Genomic DNA, 17810 nt, shown 5'->3' on the forward strand with positions numbered 1-17810 from the left:
TCAGTCGAGCGCGCCACTGCCCAGGGCGATACGGATCGCCTGGGCGGTGGTGCCGACGCCCAGGCGCCGGCGCGCCGCGCGCAGGTGGTTTTCCACGGTGCGCACCGACAGCCCCAGGGTGGCGGCGATATCGGCCTGGCGCTGGCCGGCGGCGGTCCAGGCCAGCACCTGGCGCTCGCGCTCGGACAAGGGTCCCAGGCCCGGCGGCACTTCCAGCAGCCGCCGGGCATTGGCAAAGGCCGCATTGGCCAGCATGGCCAAACCCAGGCGCACGCCGGCACTTGCCTCGATACGCTGCCCGCCCAGGCTCATGGCACCCTCCAACCCTGCCGGGCCGAACACCGGGACCTGCAAGCCGTGCACGCCTGGCCCGCTCGGTGCCCGTACCACTCGGTAATGCTCGCCGTCCGCCCCTGCGCATTTGCTCCAGAAGAATGGTGCGCGCGCGGTCAACAAATGGAGGTTGACCGGGCAATGACGGATATAGGTCTGCGCATCGACGCGCTGGCCTTCGCCGAACCAATCGCCCTCGACCCAGTGAATACGCTCGACCACTTCATCCCGCGCGGCGCTGGCGCTGAACAGCACGAAGCGGTCGTAGCCCAGCGGCCGTGCGACAGTGCGCACGGCCACCTGGATCGCCGTCAGGGTCGTGGCTTGCTCGATCTGCTGGATCGCCTGCACCAGCTTGTCGAAGGGCAGCTCGCTCACTGGCCGTTGACCGCCTTGAGCAAGGCGCCTGCGGCGAGCTTGCCCAACGCATTGCCAGCCAGCGGGCTGTCGCCGGTGAGCAGTTTGCGGTCCTGATGGACAGCGCCGGAAATACCGTCGTTGACGATCTCCACGCCCTGCGCGCGCAGCCGCTCACCGAATTTCCAGGTCAGGTGGCCGGGCATATAGCCGATGTCCGGGGTCTTGGCGTCAAGGTCATCCGGGAAGGCGCAGATCTTGTAGCCGTCGTAGAGCTTGCCGGCGGCCAGCAGCGCCGCCGGACCGTGGCACAGGGTAATGACGAACTTGTCGTTGTCCGCTGCCCACTGCAGCACCTGCCTGACCTCCTCGCTTTCCGGCAAGCCGATCAACGCGCCGTGGCCACCAGGGATGAACACGCCGATGTAGTCGGAATCGTCACCCAGGGCGCTGGCGAGCACCTCGGCAAGCTTTTGCGGCTGCTTGAAGGCCGGCTTGTAGCGCTCGAACAGGCCGAGTACCTGCTGGTCCTCGCGGGGCATGGCCCAGTATTCGAACTTGACCGGGTTGCCCGACAAGGTCGCCACGTCGAAGGCGAACCCGGCCTTGTCCAGGTGGTACATGGGTAGCAGGGTTTCCACCGGATGATTGCCGGTGGAGAACAAAGTGCCGTTGTCAGTGAGCAGGTAGCGCTCGTCGGCGCCGATCATCAGGATCTTCCAGCGCCCGCCCTGGTAGGCATCGGCATAGTCGGCGCCGCTGAGGTCGGACTTGCTGGCGGTGAACTGGCTGAGGGAATACGGCGAGGGGAAGAACGCATTGTCTTCGGCGGGGTCGGGCGTGGGGCGTTTGTCGTCGTTGGGGTTGGTCATGGCTGTACTCCTGGGCTTGGGATGGGTAACCGGATCCATGCTAGGAGGCCACCGGACGAGCGGCAATGAGGGTTTTCCCTCAATGGCTGTCGTGGCATCGGTACATCTATACCACGCGAGGGTTTTGTTGGAGCGTCGGTAAAATGGCCCAGAGCAGTCTAGTTGAGCGCGGACGGTGTATCGACGTCGCGCACTATCCCGCCATCGTCCACTTCCAGCACGACCACACGATCGGCATGCCGGCGCAACACAGCGCGCGCGCCCTCATCACCGGCCAACCCGCCAAGTTCAGCCCAGAACTCCCGGCCAAACAACACCGGATGCCCATTCTGCCCTTGGTAACGCGGTACCACGATCACCGATGGCCCAGCCGCCTCGACCAGGCGCTGGTATGTGCCCTGGGCGATCCACGGCATATCACCCAGCACGATGGCCACCGCCTGCGCCGGGCAGTCCGCCAGCGACGCGGCGCCCGCCGCCAGGCTGTGCCCCAGGCCCAGCCCGGCATCGACGCTGTGAACGACCCGACAGCCCACAGGCAAGCCCAGCGCCCCGGCCTGCTCGCCATCGCGCAGCACCACCCGCACCTCGTCGAACACCGCTTGCGCCCGTTCCACGCTGTGCTGCAACAGGCTGCGGCCATCGCCCAGCAGCGCTCGGCGCTTGTCGCTGCCAAAGCGCACGCCCTGCCCGGCCGCCAGCACCAGAGCGACGATGCTCACAACGCCTCGCGGGCAATGCCGCTGCGGGTACGCAGAATATCGGCGAGCACCGCCAGGGCGATCTCCGCCGGGGTCTTGCTCCCCAGGTTCAGGCCAATGGGCGCATGGATGCGCGCCATCTCGGCATCACCCAGCTCGCCGATACGGCGCAGGCGCTCCCGGCGTTTGGCCGAGGTGGCGCGCGAGCCCATCACCCCTATGTAGAACGCTTCGGTACGGACGGCTTCGAGCATGGCCAGGTCATCGATCTTCGGGTCATGGGTGAGCGCCACCACCGCGGTGTCGCGGTGGCAGCCACCATTGGCGATGAACAGCGAGGGCAGTTCACGGCGGATTTCTATCCCGTCGAGCACCACATTGTCCATCACCTCGTCCCGTGGGTCGCACAGCACCACCTCGAAACCCAGGCCCTTGCCGAACTCCGCGCAGAAATGCGCGACGCTCGAATAACCCGCCAGCAGCAAGCGCTGGGCGGCGCCGATGCGCAGGCGCACGTAATGCTCGCCCTGCTCGACCCGTGGGCCTTGGCTGTGATCGTCGCTCAGTCGGCATTGGCCGCTGCGCAGGTCGACCTCGCGCAACAGCCGGCGTCGCCCCAGCAGTGCCGCCTCCAGCTCGCCGAAATGCGCCTGGGTGGCGCAGTCGGCGGGCAGGTGCTCGACCAGCACGTCGAGGATGCCGCCACATGGCAGGCGAATGTTCGAGCGGTTGTCGCTGCCGTCGCCATACCGCACCACGGCCACCGCCTGGTTGAACTCGCCAGCGCCGACGCGCTCGAGGAAGTCTTCCTCGACGCAACCGCCGGACAACGAGCCGACCCAGTGCCCCTGGCCATTGACCGCCAGCAGCGAACCCGGCGCGCGCGGCGCCGAGCCATAGGTGCAGAGCACCGTGCACAGCCACACCGGCAGCCCGTCACGGGACCACTGCGCGGCCTGGCGCACCACCTGCAGGTCCAGATGCTGCACTTTAGTCCGCCTTCAGCTCGGCCAGCTGCTGGGTGCTGAAGTCACCCGGCAGGCCGCCCCAGGCTTCACGCAGGTAGTTGACCATGTCGGTCAGTTGCTGGTCGTCGAGCTTGCCGGCAAAGCCCGGCATCGGCTGCATGCGCTCGAAACCGGTGAACTGCTGCTCGCGGATGCCCTCGACGATCACCTTGACCAGGTTGCGCGAATCGGCTTGGCGCAGGATGGTGTTGCCCTGCATGGCCACGGCGATGTGCGGCTTGCCCTCGCCGTCGCCACCATGGCAACCGGCGCAGACGTTGAGGTACTGCTGACGGCCACGCTTGGCGCTCTCGCCCAGGGTCTCGTGGGCCACGGCCTGGACCACCTTGGCCGCCGGCGGCTGGTCGCCGAGCAGGAAGGTGGCCATGGCCGCCAGGTCGCTGTCTTCGAGATGCTGGGTGCTGTGGTGCACCACCGGGTACATCTCGTTGAACATGCTGCCCTGGGCGCTCATGCCGTGCTTGAGGAAGGTCGCCAGGTCGGCGTGGTTCCAGCCGCGCTCGGCCAGGTCGTTGGCCAGCAGGCTCGGTGCCAGGTAGCCGCCGAGCAGGCCGCCAGTCAGGCGCTTGTCTTGCTCCAGGGCGCCGATCGGGTTACGCGGGGTGTGGCACTCGCCGCAGTGGCCGAGAACCTCGACCATGTATTGGCCGCGCTTCCAGGCCTCGCTGTTACCCTTGCCCTCTTCGAGCTGCACGCTCTTGCCGTAGAGCATGTTCCAGCCCATCAGGCCCGCGCGCACGTTGAACGGGAAGCTCAGGCTGGTTTCAGGGGCCGGGCGATTGATCGGCGCCACGGTCATCAGGTAGGCGTGGATGGCGTCGGCATCCTCGCGCTTGACCAGGTGATACGAGGTGTAGGGCATGGCCGGGTACAGGTTGGCGCCATCCTTGCGCTTGCCCTCGGTGAGGGCGGCGAAGAATTCGTCAGTGCTGTAGTTGCCGATACCGTACTGCTTGTCCGGGGTGATGTTGGTGCCGTAGATGGTGCCGAACGGCGAATGGATCGGCAGCCCGCCCGCGTAGGGCGCGCCGCCTTCGGCAGTGTGGCAGGCCATGCAGTCGGCGGCGCGGGCAAGGTATTCGCCGCGCTTGACCTGGTTTTGGTCGGCCGCCTGGGCGCTGAAGGCCAGCGCCGCGCCAATGGCCAATGCCAGGCCGTTGAAAACGCGCATCATGCTCAAGCCTCCTTGACCAGGCCGAGGTCGGTCAGCACATCGCGGGTCGCCTCGTAGTAACGCACGTAGCCCGTGCAGCGGCACACGTGATGGCCGAGGCTGGCCTCGATGGCGCCCTCCAGCTCGCTTTTGTTCAGCGGCTGGCGCTGGGCTTTCTCCACCAGCACCGTGGCGGCGTTGACGAAGCCTGGGGCGCAGTAGCTGCACTGGAAAGCGAAGCGATCGACGAACTTCTGCTGGATCGGGCTCAGTTCGCCCAGGTTACCGGCTTCGTCACGCTTGGCGTGGCCTTCGATGGTGCGCACCTTCTTGCCTTCGAAGTAGTGCGCGCCGGTGATGCAGGTGCGCACTTCCTCGCTGGTGCCGTCGGGGTTGTCGACGATCACCACGCAGGCGTGGCAGATGCCCTGGCCGCAGCCCAGGCGCGAGCCTGTGAGGTTCTGGTATTCGTGCAGGTAGTCGATCATCGCCAGGTCATCGGGGACCACTTCGGTGACGACGGATTGACCGTTGAGGGTCAGTTGCAGCTTGCGGTCAGCCATTGAGGGCCTCCTTGACGCGGGCGGGGGTGATGGGCAGGTCGCGCACGCGCTTGCCGATGGCGTGGGCCACGGCGTTGGCGATGGCACCGACCACCGGGATCATCACCACCTCGGCGATGCCCTTGGATGGGTCGGTGGGCGACAGCGGCGGCAGGATCTCCGAGGTCTGCTTCCACACCGCGACATGCTTGGCCATCGGCAGGCGATAGCGGTTGAAGTTCCAGTCGCCCTCGCCCGGGCCACCCTCGTACAACGGCATTTCTTCCAGCAGGGCATGGCCGATGCCCATGGCAATACCGCCTTCGAGCTGGCCCTTGACCAACTCGGGCACCAGCACCCGGCCGCACTCGACCCAGCTGTGGTGGTTGAGCACGCTGACTTCGCCACTGCCCTTGTTGACCTTGACCTCGACAATGGTCGCCACCGGGCTGTAGTAGGTGACCATGGCATTGTTCAGCTGAGTGGCCGGGTACGCGGCGTTCTGCCGGTCCAGCAGGTGGAAGCCGGCGCTGGTCATCTGCGCCTTCTTCGCGTTCACCGCGCCGTCGCCGTATTTCACCGCCAGGCCATCGAGTGGCAGGCGCTCACGCACGCCGTCAATGACGAAATCGGCTTCGGCCCAGCTCCAGCGGTTGAATGCGTGCACGCTGACGCCGGTGACCAGGCCCATCTCATGAGCCTTCTTGGCCAGCACGGCGAACGGGATCGGCGCCAGGCCGTTACCGGTCAGCTCACCGTTGACCCACACCGCGTTCTCGCGGCGTACCACCAGCGGGTTGGCCTGGCCACCGAACGGCCCCTGGCGCCACAGCGCCACCGCCGCCGGCCACAAGCCGTGGTTGAACAGCACGCGGGCCGCTTCGCGGGTGGCGTGGCTGAAGTAGAACGCCGAGTTGGTCGCCGACGAAGGCGACGCCAGCTTGGCCACCCAGCGCGGGTTGCGCAGCGCGGCGTCCTGCTCAGCCTGGCTCATCAGGTACGGGTTGCCGCTGGTGCTCAGGGCCAGCTCCGGCCATTCGGTCTGCGCGGTCTTCACCTCGTCGGCGGCGCGGCCAAGGAAGTCGCTGACCACGAAGGCCTGGGAGGTGGACATGCCCGTGCCCAGCTCGGTGCCGATATGGCGCAGGCTGATCTGGCCCTCGGCGTTGAACTCGATGGCCGCCAGCGGCGCCTCGGCGCCGGTGCCGAAGTCTTTCTGGGTGATGGCGAAGCCCACGCCGTACCAGTTGTCGTGGTCCTTGGCGTCCTCGGCCTGCTTGCGCGCCTGGCGGTTCTTCCACCATTCGTGCTGGCTGGCCTTGTCGAGGATCTCGTGCAGGCGCAGGGCACCGGCGGGCACCGCGCCCTGGGTGTTCTTCATGCCCGACTTGAGCGCGTTCTTGCGGCGCAGCTCGATGGCGTCGACACCCAGGCGGTTGGCGATTTCATCGACCATCATCTCGGTGGCGGCCATGCTCTGCAGGGTGCCGTAGCCGCGCATGGAGCCGGCCTCGACACCGCGCGAGTGATAGGCGGTGACGGCCAGGTCGTTCTGCGGCATGTAGTAGATCGACTGCGCCGCAGTGGCGCCCACGGCGGCCACCGACGGGCTGTAGTTGATGCGCCCGCCGCCGTCGACGGTCATGTCGGCACGGAAGATCTGGAAGCTGAGGTCGTTCTTGTCCACCGCCAACTGGTAGCGAATGTCGAACGGGTGGCGCTTGATACCGCTCTGGAACTGCTCGTAGCGGTCGTTGGCCAGGCGAATCGGCACGCCTGCGCCGTACAGGGCGGCGACAGCGGCGTAGAACGGGAAGATGTTGTTGTCCTTGGAGCCGTAGCCGACGGTGTAGCCGGGGTGCATGTTCAAGTGCTTCAGGCCGAAGCGCGACGGCTTGATCATGTGCACGCACTCTTGCGCCACTTCGAACGGGCACTGGCTGGCGACAACGAAATGCAAGGTGCCGGTGGCGGCGTCGAACCAGCCGTTGCCGTTGTCCGGCTCCAGCGCGGCCGGCTCGATCGACTGGGTCTTGTAGCGTTCGTCGAACAGCAACCAATCCTCGGGCGGCTGCTTGAGCTGCTCGTCAATGCGCTGGGCATGATACATGCCCTGCTCGGTGAGGTTGCCGTGCTGCTTGGGCTCGGCATTCCACACCGGCTTGCGGGCGAGGATGGTGGGGAACAGCGGCGAGTCCTTGAGGCTGGAGAAGGTGTCCTCGTCGAACGGCGTCTTGCCGCCCACCCGCACGAAGCGGAAGCTGCCATAGGGGTCGCGCTGGTACAACGGGGCCTGGGCGCCGTAGCGGATCGCCGCTTCGTTGAACTGCAGCTTGAGCTTGGCCTTGCGAAAGCGCTCGAAGTCGTGCCAGATCAGGATCGCCACCGGGTGGCCGATGAACATCGGCACCTGGCCGGGGGGCAACAGCGGGTCCGGGGAATGCGCTTCGGGCCAGGCGATGCCGTCCTTTTTCAGGTCATCGGCGGTGACGATGCGGTCCGGCTGCAGCTCGGCGCCAAGCAGCGACAGGTCGTAGCCGGCGTAGATGCGGTCGGCCTTGGTCGCCTTGAGCAACAGCGCATGGCCCTGCTGCTGCGGCCAGCCTGGCATGTCCTTGCTGCGGATGTCGCGGGCGAAGACTTTTTCGCCACAGACCTTGGACAGCGCATCGTTACGCACGCGCACCTTGCCATCATGGTTCATCCACTTCTGCGGCGAGGTGGTGACCTGGCTTTCCATCAGGGCGGCGAACGCCTGGCTGCCTAGCGGCGCCATGGTCACGCCGACACCGGCGATCAGCCCGCCTTGCAGGAACGAGCGCCGGGAAATATCACGGTTGGACATGGTTGATCCTCTGGGTAGCTCGTGGGCTGCCCATGCTTTTTCTGGTGCTTGAGAAACTGGAAGGGCGCGCACGATCACAAAATCTGACTATTAAGTCAAGATGACGATCAGCTATACCCTCCTCCAGTCAAGCAGACAACTTGTCGCGGGTAGGGCAGCCTTGCTGGCGAACCAGCCGACAGGGTGTCCGGCAGCAGGCCTCGAGGCTGGCCGAACCGGCCACTACCTCCATCATCCCAACCGCAATAGCGCGCTCATGAATGCCTTGTCCAGATACACGAACAGGGCTGTCTTGCTTTACGCGAAATGCTTTCACCGTAGATCGCTACGCAGGCCCTAGGCCTGTCTCGGAAATACGTTCTCTTTTGGCGAGTGGCTTGGGTGTTCGGGCAAGGCGCCGCGACGACTCATAGCACGGCTATGGCGAGGAGTGGCAACGCCGGCCAGGGGCCCGAGACGCCGCCAAAAGTGAACAGCTCATTTCCAAGAAAGGACACTAGTACCTGTTATTTTTGCCAGTAGAGGTCAGGGTCGTAGTGGCTGTATTTTCTGTTGGCCCTCTTCAGCATGATCGGAGCAGACAATGACTGACCCAAGCGAGCAGGCTCGAATATCTATCGACAGTCAAAGGGTTACCGCAAAACCTATCAATCGAGCCACTTATATCTCTGCCCCCCTCCAATTCACAGTGAGAAGAAAGATGGCACAGCTGCCCCCCCATATATTGTTTCTCCTTGCCGGTTCCTATTTTTCCCGCGGTGGTGGAACAGTTGGACGATCATCGAGCCTCTGTGGGACAGCACAGGCAAATACCGAGATTTCCATTCGCGAGAATGGCCTCGAATTAACCAAGGCGCGCGTCGATGAACACGCTTACTGGGAAGCTAAACTCAATGGACTTACTGAAGGCACCCACGTCCTCACCGCAGTCGGCCTTTATGCAGACTCCCCCGAATCCGCAACCTTCAGCTTCTCGGTGACCTATAACGGCCCATGAGGTGCAGCAGACTACTGGGCGGGAGCGGATGCTGCTGCGTCCCACCCAGCCTTGGAGAACTCGGTGCCTAGCGGCTGATACGGGCCACCTGCCACAGTCGCGCCACATCGGCTGCACGCGCCTTGAGCAGTGCGCCAGCCTCGGCACAGGCCTGCTCCAGGCTCATCGGCCCACTGGCCAGGGCGAACGCGGCATCGATGCCGTAGGCATACAACTGCTCGTAACCCGCGCCCAGGGTTCCAGCCAACACCACCACCGGCACGCCATGGCGCTTGGCCACCCGCGCCACGCCCAGCGGGGTCTTGCCGCGCAGGGTCTGGGCATCGAAACGGCCCTCGCCGGTGATCACCAGATCGGCGCCCTGCACCAGAGCCTCCAGCCCGGCCAGTTCGGCGACCACTTCAACCCCGGGGCGGAATCGCGCGCCCATGAACGCCTTGGCGGCAAAGCCCATGCCGCCGGCCGCGCCACTGCCCGGCTCGTCGCGCACATCCTTGCCCAACAACCGTACGCAATGGTCGGCGAAATGGCTCAAGGCCTGGTCCAGCGCCTGAACCTGAGCGGGGCTGGCGCCCTTCTGCGGGCCGAAGATCGCCGAGGCGCCATTGGCGCCACACAGCGGGTTGTCGACATCGGCGGCGACCTCCACTTGCACGTGGGCCAGCCGTGGGTCGAGCGCGCTGGCGTCGATACGTGCCAACTGCGCCAAGGCCAAGCCACCCTCCTCCAGCGGTTCGCCCGCGGCGTCGTACAACCGCAGGCCCAGCGCGCGCAACATGCCACTGCCAGCGTCGTTGGTGGCGCTGCCACCGATAGCCAGGACGATGCGCCGGGCGCCGGCTGCCAGGGCTGCGCCGACCAGCTCGCCGGTGCCCCAGGTGCTGCTGCGACAGGCATCGCGTTGGGCGTTGGGGACCAGTTGGATACCGCTGGCCTCGGCCATTTCGATCACGGCAGTGTGGCTCTCCGGCAACCAGCCCCAACTGGCCTGCACGGGTTCGCCCAACGGGCCGCGCACCCACTGGCGACGCTGCTCGCCGTGGCTGGCGGCGACGATAGCGGCCATGGTGCCCTCGCCCCCATCGGCCATGGGGCATTCGCGCAACTCGGCCGTCGGCCAGACTTCGGCCAAGCCGCTGGCGATGGCCTGGGCGACGCTGGCAGCATCGAGGCTGTCCTTGAACGAGTCGGGGGCGATGACGATTTTCATGGGGATTCTCCTGTCCTGTTACCGCGCATGCTGACAGGTGCGCGGCAGCGCGGCCTCGGTCGTATGCACAAAAAGCCCAGGAGATCGTTTGGGCGAATGCCTGGCGCCCCCAGGATGGCGACGCCTGGTCAATCGACGGGCAGCAGTTGTAAACCCAGGTACAAGCTGAGCATCCCCTCCATCCGCAGCGGGTCCACCTCGCCCACCTCGGCGATCCGCTCCAACCGATAGCGCAAGCTGTTGCGGTGAATCCCCAGCGCATCGGCGCACGCCTGGCTCTGGCCGTCATGGGCGCACCAGGCGCGCAGAGTGGCGAGCAATTGGCCGCTGGTGTCCTTGGCGCGGATGCGCTGCAGCGGTTCGAGCAACTCATCCAGCGCGTCATCGTTGCGGTGGCGCCACAACAGCGCCGGCAAACGATAGCGGGCCAGGTTCAGCAAGCGTTCGGCGGGCAGTACTTCACGGCCATAGGCCAGCAGGTCACGCACCCGGCGATAGCCCCGGCGCAATTGCTCGAGGCTGTGCGCCGGGCTGCCCAAGGCCAGACGCTCGACCGCCCAGCCATGACGTTGCAGGCGCTCGAGCAGGCGCGGCTCGTCCAACTGCGCCCCCGCCGGACGGCACCACAGCAACGACTGGCGCGCCGGGCTGACGCACCAGCTATCCGGGTAGCGGCTCATCAACCAGGCCGACAACGCCTCGGCCGGCGGCCCGGATTGCAACTCGAACAGACAGGGAACGCGTGGCAGGTTGGGTTTCAGGCCTAGTTGCTGCGCCTCATCGACCAGGCGTGGCGACTCGCCGCTGCCGCCCAGCAGCAAGGCCAGCAAGTCGTCGCAGCGCTGCCGGCGCCATTGCTGCTCCACCTGCAGGTGACGCTGGGCCAGGAGCATCTCGGCGGTCATGCGCACCAGTTCGCCATAGGTGCGCAGTTGCTGCGGATCGCCGGTCAGGCCCAGCACGCCGATCAGCCGGCCATCGAGCATCAACGGCAGGTTGACTCCGGGCTGCACGCCCTTCAGGCATTTGGCCGCCTCGCCGTCGAGCTCGACGATGCGCCCATTGGCCAGCACCAGTTGGGCACCTTCATGGCGGGTGTTGATGCGCTCGGGCTCGCCGCTGCCGAGGATCAGCCCCTGACTGTCCATCACATTGACGTTGCACGGCAGGATGGCCATCGCCCGGTCGACGATATCCTGGGCCAGGTCGTGGTCCAGTTCGAACATGCAGAAGATCCTCAGGCTTTGGTCGGCGGCACAGCAGCCAGGTGCCGACGCTGTGCAAAAGCACAAAGACAGCCGCGCTACACTCCCCGAGACTTTTCATGGCGAGCGCCGGCACAGGCGACGCGGCGATAACCATAACAACAGAGAACCCGATCATGGCACACAGCCCCGCCCCTGACCAAGGCACCGACATCACCCGCGACGCGCTGTACCGGCGCATCACCCTGCGGCTGATCCCGTTCATTTTCATCTGCTACCTGTTCAACTACCTGGACCGCGTCAATGTCGGCTTTGCCAAGTTGCAGATGCTCGACGCCCTGAAATTCAGCGAAACGGTGTACGGCCTGGGCGCCGGCATCTTCTTCATCGGCTACGTGCTCTGCGGCCTGCCCAGCAACCTGGCGCTCAACCGCTTCGGGCCGCGACGCTGGATCGCGCTGATGATGATCGCCTGGGGCAGCCTGTCCACTTGCCTGCTGTTCGTCACCACCCCCACCGAGTTCTACACCCTGCGCCTGCTCACCGGCGCCGCCGAGGCGGGCTTTTTCCCCGGCGTGGTGCTGTACCTCTCGCGCTGGTTCCCGGCCGACCGTCGCGGGCGGATCATGGCGTTGTTCATGTCGGCGATCCCGGTGTCGGGGCTGCTCGGTGGGCCGTTCTCCGGCTGGATTCTTGATCACTTCGCCGCCGGTCAGCACGGCCTGGCGGGCTGGCAGTGGATGTTCCTGATCCAGGGCCTGCCCACCGTGGTGCTTGGCGCGCTGGCCATCGTGCTACTCAGCGACAGCTACCAGAAGGCCGCCTGGCTGAGCCCGGCCGAGCGCCAGTTGATCGAGGCCGACCTCAAGGCCGACGCCGCCGGCAAGCCAGTCACCCGCGGCGACGGCGTGCTGGCGGTGCTGGCCAACCCGCTGATCTGGACCTTCGGCTTCGTCTACTTCTGCATCCAGAGCGGCGTGTATGCCATCAACTTCTGGCTGCCATCGATCATCAAGAACATGGGCTTCGACAGCCCGCTGCTGATCGGCTGGTTAAGCGCCATCCCGTACCTGCTGGCCGGGGTGTTCATGATCGTCGTCGGACGCTCGGCGGACCTGCGCAACGAGCGGCGCTGGCATCTGGTGGTACCGATGCTGATGGGCGCCCTGGGCCTGGTGATCGCGGTGAACTTCGCCGCCCATCCGACCATCGCCATTGTTGGCCTGTCGATCGCCACCATGGGCGCCCTCACCGGCCTGCCGATGTTCTGGCCGATGCCGACCGCGCTGCTTAGCGCCGGCGCCGCCGTGGCGGGCCTGGCAATCATCAACTCGGTGGGGCAGATGGCGGGCTTTCTCAGCCCGTACCTGGTGGGGTTCATCAAGGACCAGACCGGCTCCACCGATGCGGCATTGTATGCGCTGGCGGCGTTGATCGTGGTTGGTAGCCTGGTGGCCCTGCGGGTTTCGCGTGCGGGTCGCCCCGCCTTGGCCCGCGCCGACTGAGTTCTGCGTTCTATCCTGTGGGAGCGGGTTTACCCGTGAATGCGCCAGTGAATCCGCCGACGCATTCGCGGGTGAACCCGCCCCCACAGGGGGGCGCGTCAAACCAAAGCCTTGCGACAATCCCGCAGCAGATCTCAGCCTTGCTCGCGAGGCTTCCAGCCGGTTTCATGCAACGCCGTCAATAGCGTATCGCCATCCAGCCCCGGCACCACCGCCCCACCCTTGCCAACCATTGTCCTTCCTGCCAGCAGCGCATTGACGATGGCCTCCTCCACTGCCTCCGCCGCCGCCAGGAACAATGCCGAGATATGGTCGTTGTTGAGCATACGCACCTGCGAACACTGCGCCAGTGTCTGGCGCGCGTAATCGGCGGGTGGCAGTTGCTGGTTGCCAGTGGCGAACGCCAGGAAGATATCGCCACTGGAGTCCTCGGTGCCGCCACCCGTGCGGGCGATACCGATCGACGCCCGCTGCGCCAGGCGTTGGCACTGGTGCGGCAGCAATGGCGCATCCGTGGCGATCACCACCACGATCGAGCCCATGCCCGGCGTGCCGGTGCGTTGCTCGGCAAACGGCGATGGCAGATGCCCCAACTGGCGCCCGACCGGGTAGCCATCGACCCGCAGCTCCCGGCGCTGACCATGGTTGGCCTGCACCAATACGCCAACGGTCCAGCCGCCCTGGTCGTCCGCCAGCCGCCGCGAAGCCGTGCCGATACCGCCCTTGAACTCATGGCAGATCATGCCGGTGCCGCCACCGACCGGCCCTTCGGCCACCACGCCGGTTGCCGCATTTTCCAACGCCTGACGCACCTGGGTCGGCGTGACGTGCTGCCCCCAGATGTCGTTGAGCACGCCGTCGAAGGTTTCCATCACCACCGGCATGCACCAGTACACCGCGTCATCGGCCAGGCGTTCGCGCTCGGCGGCGATCAGCGCGTCGCGCACCACGCCAACGCTGTGGGTGTTGGTGATGGCGATCGGCGTGGTCAGCAGCCCCGCCTCGCGGATCCACTCCAGCCCCGTGGCATCGCCGTTGCCATTGAGCACATGGCAGCCGGCGAAGCAAGGCGCCAGGCGTGCCGGCCCGAGGCGCGGCTCAATGAGCGTGACCCCGGTGCGAATCGGCGCCGGGCGTTGCTCGTCGAGCAAGGTGCTGTGGCCGACCCGCACGCCGGGCACATCGGTGATGGCATTGAACGGGCCCGGGGTGCCGTGGCCGAGGGTGATGCCCAGTTGACGCGCACGCATGTGTACTCCTTGGTTCTCACAATTTCTGGAAGGTCGGGCTGAGCCGGCCGTGGGTGCTGTACAGGGTCACCGACAGCGCCAGCAGCCCGAGGATGATCAACAAATCGCGCCCTGACGCCTCGCGCAGCAGGGTCACCAGCAGCCAGCCGGCGCCACTGACCGCCAGCAACGCCGGCAACGGCCACAGCGGCATGCGGTACGGGTGTTCGCGGTCGCGACGCAGCACCCGGCTGCACAATGCGCAGGCCGCCACCACCAGGTAGATCAGCAGCAACAGCAACACGGTGAACGAGGTCAACTGCTCCAGGCTGCCCGCCAGGCTCAGCAGTGCCGAGGGCACGGCGAGGAACAGCGTGGCCAGCCATGGCGATTCCCAGCGCGGATGGATCAGGGTGAAGGCGCGGTTCAGCGCCGGCGTCCAGATCGCGTCGCGGCCGCTGCTGTAGACCACGCGCCCGACCTGGATGACGATGGCGACGATGGCATTGAACACCGACAGGAAGATCCCGGCGCTGACCAACCGGGCCAAGGTTTCGTTACCGTGGGCGGTGAGCAGGTAACCGATAGGGTCGCCGCTGGCCAGCATCGCTTCCAGCGAAGGCGCGCCGAGCAGCAGCGCGGCCAACGGGATCACCTCGATGGCCACCACCACCGCCAGCGACCACAACACCGCGCGGTGCACGGTACGGCCGCGGTCCTTCATGTCCTCGGCCAGCAGCACCGCGCCGCCGTAGCCGTTGAAGGCGAACAGCGCCATGCCCACCGCCCCCAGCACCAGCGCCCAGGGGGCGGCGCTCAGGGTGCCCTGTTCGAGCATCTGCGGCTGCAACAGGCTGGCCGCTGGCTGGCTGGCGTGGCCAAAGCCCAGCACCACGATCACCAGCAGCGCGGCGACCTCGCAGAACAGGAACAAGCCCGTGATCCAGGCATTGAGGCGGATATTGAGAATGCCCAGGGCATAACTGCTGACTACGATCACCAGCGCCACGCTCTGGGTGTCGAAGCGCGTGCCCAGGGCGTTGTTCAGGTAGGTGGCCGCGCCACCGGCCAGCACTGGCGGAATGAACAGCATCGACGCCAGCACAGTGAGGAAGGTGGCATAGCCCGCCAGCCCGCCGAACACTCGCTTGGCGTACACGTATTCACCACCGGCCGAGCTATGGGCACGGCCCAGTTCGGCGTAGCACCAGGCGAACATCAGCGCCAGGACAGCGGCCATGATGAACGACAGGAACGCGCCGCTGCCGGCCTGCTGGATGGCGAACGGGGCGATGACGAACACGGAACTGGCCGGGGTCACCGCCGACACGGTGATGGCGACCACATCGAACACACCCAGGCGCTGCTTGAGCGCGCTGGTGGGCGCTTCGCTGGAACTCATGGCGTTTTTCCTCTGAATTGTTATTGGTGGTGAGGGCAAAACCCGGTCGCGCGGCCGCTGGACCTGGCTGGACTCTAGGCCGGCCCGATGCTTGGGCCAATTACCCAAAGGGGGTACGCCTCTTGACGGGCGGGTGGAAAAGCTCGAAGACTGCGGTGCCCCAGTTCGCTGGCAACCCAGAGCCCTCCATGCACAGTCTGTTCATCGAAACCAGCGCCCATGCGGGCTTGGCCCGTACCATCGAGCAGATCGGCCAGCCGCGCTTCTGGCGCCAGTTGATCCTGTTGTTGCAGCATTGGCTGCCGTTCGACAACGCCCTGGCCATGCACTACCCGCGCGACGGCCTGCCCCGCGCGCTGGAGATCTTCGACGCCCGTGGCGAAGGCAACCCCGAGGCCATGGCCCTGTACCTGAGCGGCCTGTACCAGCTCGATCCGTTCTACCAGGCCTGCCAGGAGCGCATCGGCGACGGCCTGCACCGCCTGGAAGAAGTGGCGCCGGACCAGTTCCGGCAGAGCGACTACTACCTCAAGTACTTCCACGACCATGTGCTGGAGGACGAAGTGCAGTTCATCGTCCAGCTCGGCGACAGCGGTGCGCTGTCATTGTCGCTGGGCACCCGCGAGCGTTTCGACCCGGCGCGCCATGGCCTGTTGATGGTGGTCTGTCCGTGGGTGGTGGCGCTGATGGGCCAGCACTGGCAACGCCATGAGCAGCGCCCGGCGCCAGTCATGGTGCGCGATGCCATGAGCCTGTTCGGGGCCAAGGTGTTGTCGGAGCGCGAGCTGGAAATCGCCCGGTTGATATTGCGCGGCTATTCGTCCAAGGCCATGGCCGAGCGGCTGGCGATTTCGCCCGAGACCATCAAGGTGCATCGTCGGCACCTGTACGCCAAGCTGGACATCTCGTCGCAGCCGGAGCTGTTCTCGTTGTTCCTGCAGTCGCTGGGGCACGATCCGCAGGATCCTTGATGGCACAAGGCCGCACCTGTAGGCGCGGCCTTGTATCGCGAAAGGGGCGCATAGCGCCCCCAGCCGCCATCAGGGCTCAGCGCCGGCCCACCATCCCCGCCACCCGATCCACGGCGATGCGGGTCTTCTCCACCAATTCATCCAGCTCGCCGCGGCTGGCCACCAGCGCCGGCGCCATGATCATCCGCCCCAGGGTCGAGCGGATGATCACCCCTTCCTCGAAACCGAACGTGCGGCACTGCCAGGCCAGCTCGTTCTCGTTGGCAAAGCGCTTGCGCGTGGCCTTGTCCTCGGCGAACTGCAAGGCCGCCACCAACCCGGCACCCTGCACCTCGCCAATCAGCGGGTGATCGGCGAACACCTCGCGCAGAATGCGCTGCAGGTACGGCCCGGTATCGTCCTTGACCTGGCGCACGATGCCCTCGTCGCGCAAGGCCTTGAGGTTGGCGATGGCCACCGCCGCCGCCACCGGGTGCCCGGAATAGGTCAGGCCGTGGGCGAACACCCCGCCGCGCTCCACCAGCGCTTCGGCGATGCGTTTGCTCAGTACCAGCCCGCCCATGGGCACGTAGCCGCTGGTCAGGCCCTTGGCGATGGACAGGGTGTCAGGCTCGAAACCGAAGTGCTGGTGGGCGAACCATTCGCCGGTACGGCCGAAACCACCAATCACCTCGTCGGCGCACAACAGCACATCGTACTGGCGGCAGATGCGCTGGATTTCGGGCCAGTAGCTCTCGGGCGGGAAGATCATGCCACCGGCGCCCTGGAACGGCTCGGCGATGAAGCCAGCCACGTTCTCGGCGCCCAGTTCGAGGATCTTTTCTTCAAGCTGCAAGGCGCAGCGGCGACCGAACTCGGCCGGGCTCAAGTCACCGCCCTCGGCGTACCAGTAAGGTTCGTCGATATGCGCCACATCCGGGATCAGCCCGCCCATCTCGTGCATGAACTTCATGCCGCCCAGCGCCGTGGCGGCCAGGGTCGAGCCGTGGTAGCCGTTCCAGCGGCCGATCATGATCTTCTTCTGCGGCTGGCCGACCACCTGCCAATAGCGGCGCACGGTGCGGATCAGCACCTCGTTGGCCTCGGAGCCGGAGTTGGTGTAGATGGCATGGCTGTAGTGACCGGGCAGCAGGCTGAACAGCAGTTCGGACAGCTCGATCACCGCCGGGTGGGTGGTGTGGAAGAACATGTTGTAGTAGGCCAGCTGGTCCATCTGCGCGGCGGCGGCGGCGGTCAGGTCCTTGCGCCCATAACCCAGCTGGGTGCACCACAGTCCGGACATGCCATCCAGGTAGCGGCGGCCATCGTTGTCCCACAAGTACAGGCCCTCGCCGCGGGTGATCACCCGTGGCCCCTCGGCGTTGAGCGCCTTCTGGTCGAGGAAGGCATGGATGTGGTGGGCCGCGTCGCTGGCCTGGTAGTCGCGGGTCTCGCGGGTGACGGTGAAGGGTGCGTTCATG

The 17810-nt window shown here is 66.1% G+C and carries 15 protein-coding genes; 3 read left to right on the forward strand and 12 right to left on the reverse strand.

Translation table 11 applies throughout. The features are described 5' to 3' along the window. The 7 genes from HU772_RS13185 to HU772_RS13215 all read right to left on the reverse strand — a co-directional run bounded on the left by HU772_RS13185 (position 1) and on the right by HU772_RS13215 (position 7831). Positions 1-711 (reverse strand): PA1136 family autoinducer-binding transcriptional regulator, encoded by a 711-nt coding sequence (locus HU772_RS13185; protein WP_186659517.1) that lies wholly within the window; start codon positions 709-711, stop codon positions 1-3. Continuing rightward, positions 708-1562 (reverse strand): glyoxalase III HchA, encoded by an 855-nt coding sequence (gene hchA, locus HU772_RS13190; protein ID WP_186659519.1) that lies wholly within the window; start codon positions 1560-1562, stop codon positions 708-710. The genes HU772_RS13185 and hchA overlap by 4 nt, the downstream gene beginning before the upstream one ends. Positions 1563-1720: 158 nt before the next feature. Further along, positions 1721-2284 carry a nucleotidyltransferase family protein gene (locus tag HU772_RS13195; RefSeq protein WP_186659520.1) on the reverse strand — a complete coding sequence of 188 codons (564 nt, stop codon included), beginning with the start codon at positions 2282-2284 and terminating at the stop codon, positions 1721-1723. Beyond that, complete coding sequence (locus tag HU772_RS13200; RefSeq protein WP_186659522.1) at positions 2281-3252, reverse strand: XdhC family protein; 972 nt, start codon at positions 3250-3252, stop codon at positions 2281-2283. Before HU772_RS13200 ends, HU772_RS13195 begins: the two co-directional genes overlap by 4 nt. A 1-nt stretch (position 3253) precedes the next feature. Further along, a complete protein-coding gene (locus tag HU772_RS13205; RefSeq protein ID WP_186659524.1) occupies positions 3254-4465 on the reverse strand; it encodes a cytochrome c in 1212 nt (403 codons plus the stop codon). Between the two features lie 2 nt (positions 4466-4467). Further along, positions 4468-5007 (reverse strand): (2Fe-2S)-binding protein, encoded by a 540-nt coding sequence (locus tag HU772_RS13210; protein WP_186659526.1) that lies wholly within the window; start codon positions 5005-5007, stop codon positions 4468-4470. Continuing rightward, entirely contained in the window at positions 5000-7831 is a 2832-nt protein-coding gene (locus HU772_RS13215; RefSeq protein WP_186659528.1) for a xanthine dehydrogenase family protein molybdopterin-binding subunit, read from the reverse strand. The genes HU772_RS13210 and HU772_RS13215 overlap by 8 nt, the downstream gene beginning before the upstream one ends. Before the next feature lie 583 nt (positions 7832-8414). Here HU772_RS13215 and HU772_RS13220 point away from each other — a divergent pair. Next, complete coding sequence (locus tag HU772_RS13220; protein WP_217858715.1) at positions 8415-8828, forward strand: hypothetical protein; 414 nt, start codon at positions 8415-8417, stop codon at positions 8826-8828. A gap of 67 nt (positions 8829-8895) precedes the next feature. Here the strand turns inward: HU772_RS13220 and HU772_RS13225 are convergent, their stop codons facing one another. Together HU772_RS13225 and HU772_RS13230 are read right to left on the reverse strand one after the other, a co-directional pair. Then, complete coding sequence (locus HU772_RS13225; protein ID WP_186659531.1) at positions 8896-10038, reverse strand: glycerate kinase; 1143 nt, start codon at positions 10036-10038, stop codon at positions 8896-8898. Positions 10039-10166: 128 nt separating this feature from the next. Then, complete coding sequence (locus HU772_RS13230) at positions 10167-11264, reverse strand: sugar diacid recognition domain-containing protein (protein WP_186659533.1); 1098 nt, start codon at positions 11262-11264, stop codon at positions 10167-10169. 155 nt (positions 11265-11419) lie between these two features. On the opposite strand from HU772_RS13230, the gene HU772_RS13235 reads away from it, so the two are divergent. Further along, a complete protein-coding gene (locus tag HU772_RS13235; RefSeq protein WP_186659535.1) occupies positions 11420-12748 on the forward strand; it encodes an MFS transporter in 1329 nt (442 codons plus the stop codon). A 134-nt stretch (positions 12749-12882) separates the two neighbouring features. Here HU772_RS13235 and HU772_RS13240 read toward each other — a convergent pair whose 3' ends face one another. Then, a complete protein-coding gene (locus HU772_RS13240; protein WP_186659537.1) occupies positions 12883-13998 on the reverse strand; it encodes a DmpA family aminopeptidase in 1116 nt (371 codons plus the stop codon). Positions 13999-14014: 16 nt separating this feature from the next. Next, positions 14015-15379 carry an APC family permease gene (locus HU772_RS13245; RefSeq protein WP_186659539.1) on the reverse strand — a complete coding sequence of 455 codons (1365 nt, stop codon included), beginning with the start codon at positions 15377-15379 and terminating at the stop codon, positions 14015-14017. A 188-nt stretch (positions 15380-15567) separates the two neighbouring features. Between HU772_RS13245 and HU772_RS13250 the strand changes: the two genes are divergently transcribed. Beyond that, positions 15568-16350 carry a helix-turn-helix transcriptional regulator gene (locus HU772_RS13250; protein ID WP_186659541.1) on the forward strand — a complete coding sequence of 261 codons (783 nt, stop codon included), beginning with the start codon at positions 15568-15570 and terminating at the stop codon, positions 16348-16350. 76 nt (positions 16351-16426) lie between these two features. Here HU772_RS13250 and HU772_RS13255 read toward each other — a convergent pair whose 3' ends face one another. After that, on the reverse strand, positions 16427-17809 hold the full coding sequence (locus HU772_RS13255; protein ID WP_186659544.1) for an aspartate aminotransferase family protein: 1383 nt from the start codon (positions 17807-17809) through the stop codon (positions 16427-16429). Position 17810 lies beyond the last annotated feature (1 nt).

The sequence above is a fragment of the Pseudomonas xantholysinigenes genome (assembly GCF_014268885.2).
Classification (GTDB): Bacteria; Pseudomonadota; Gammaproteobacteria; order Pseudomonadales; family Pseudomonadaceae; genus Aquipseudomonas; species Aquipseudomonas xantholysinigenes.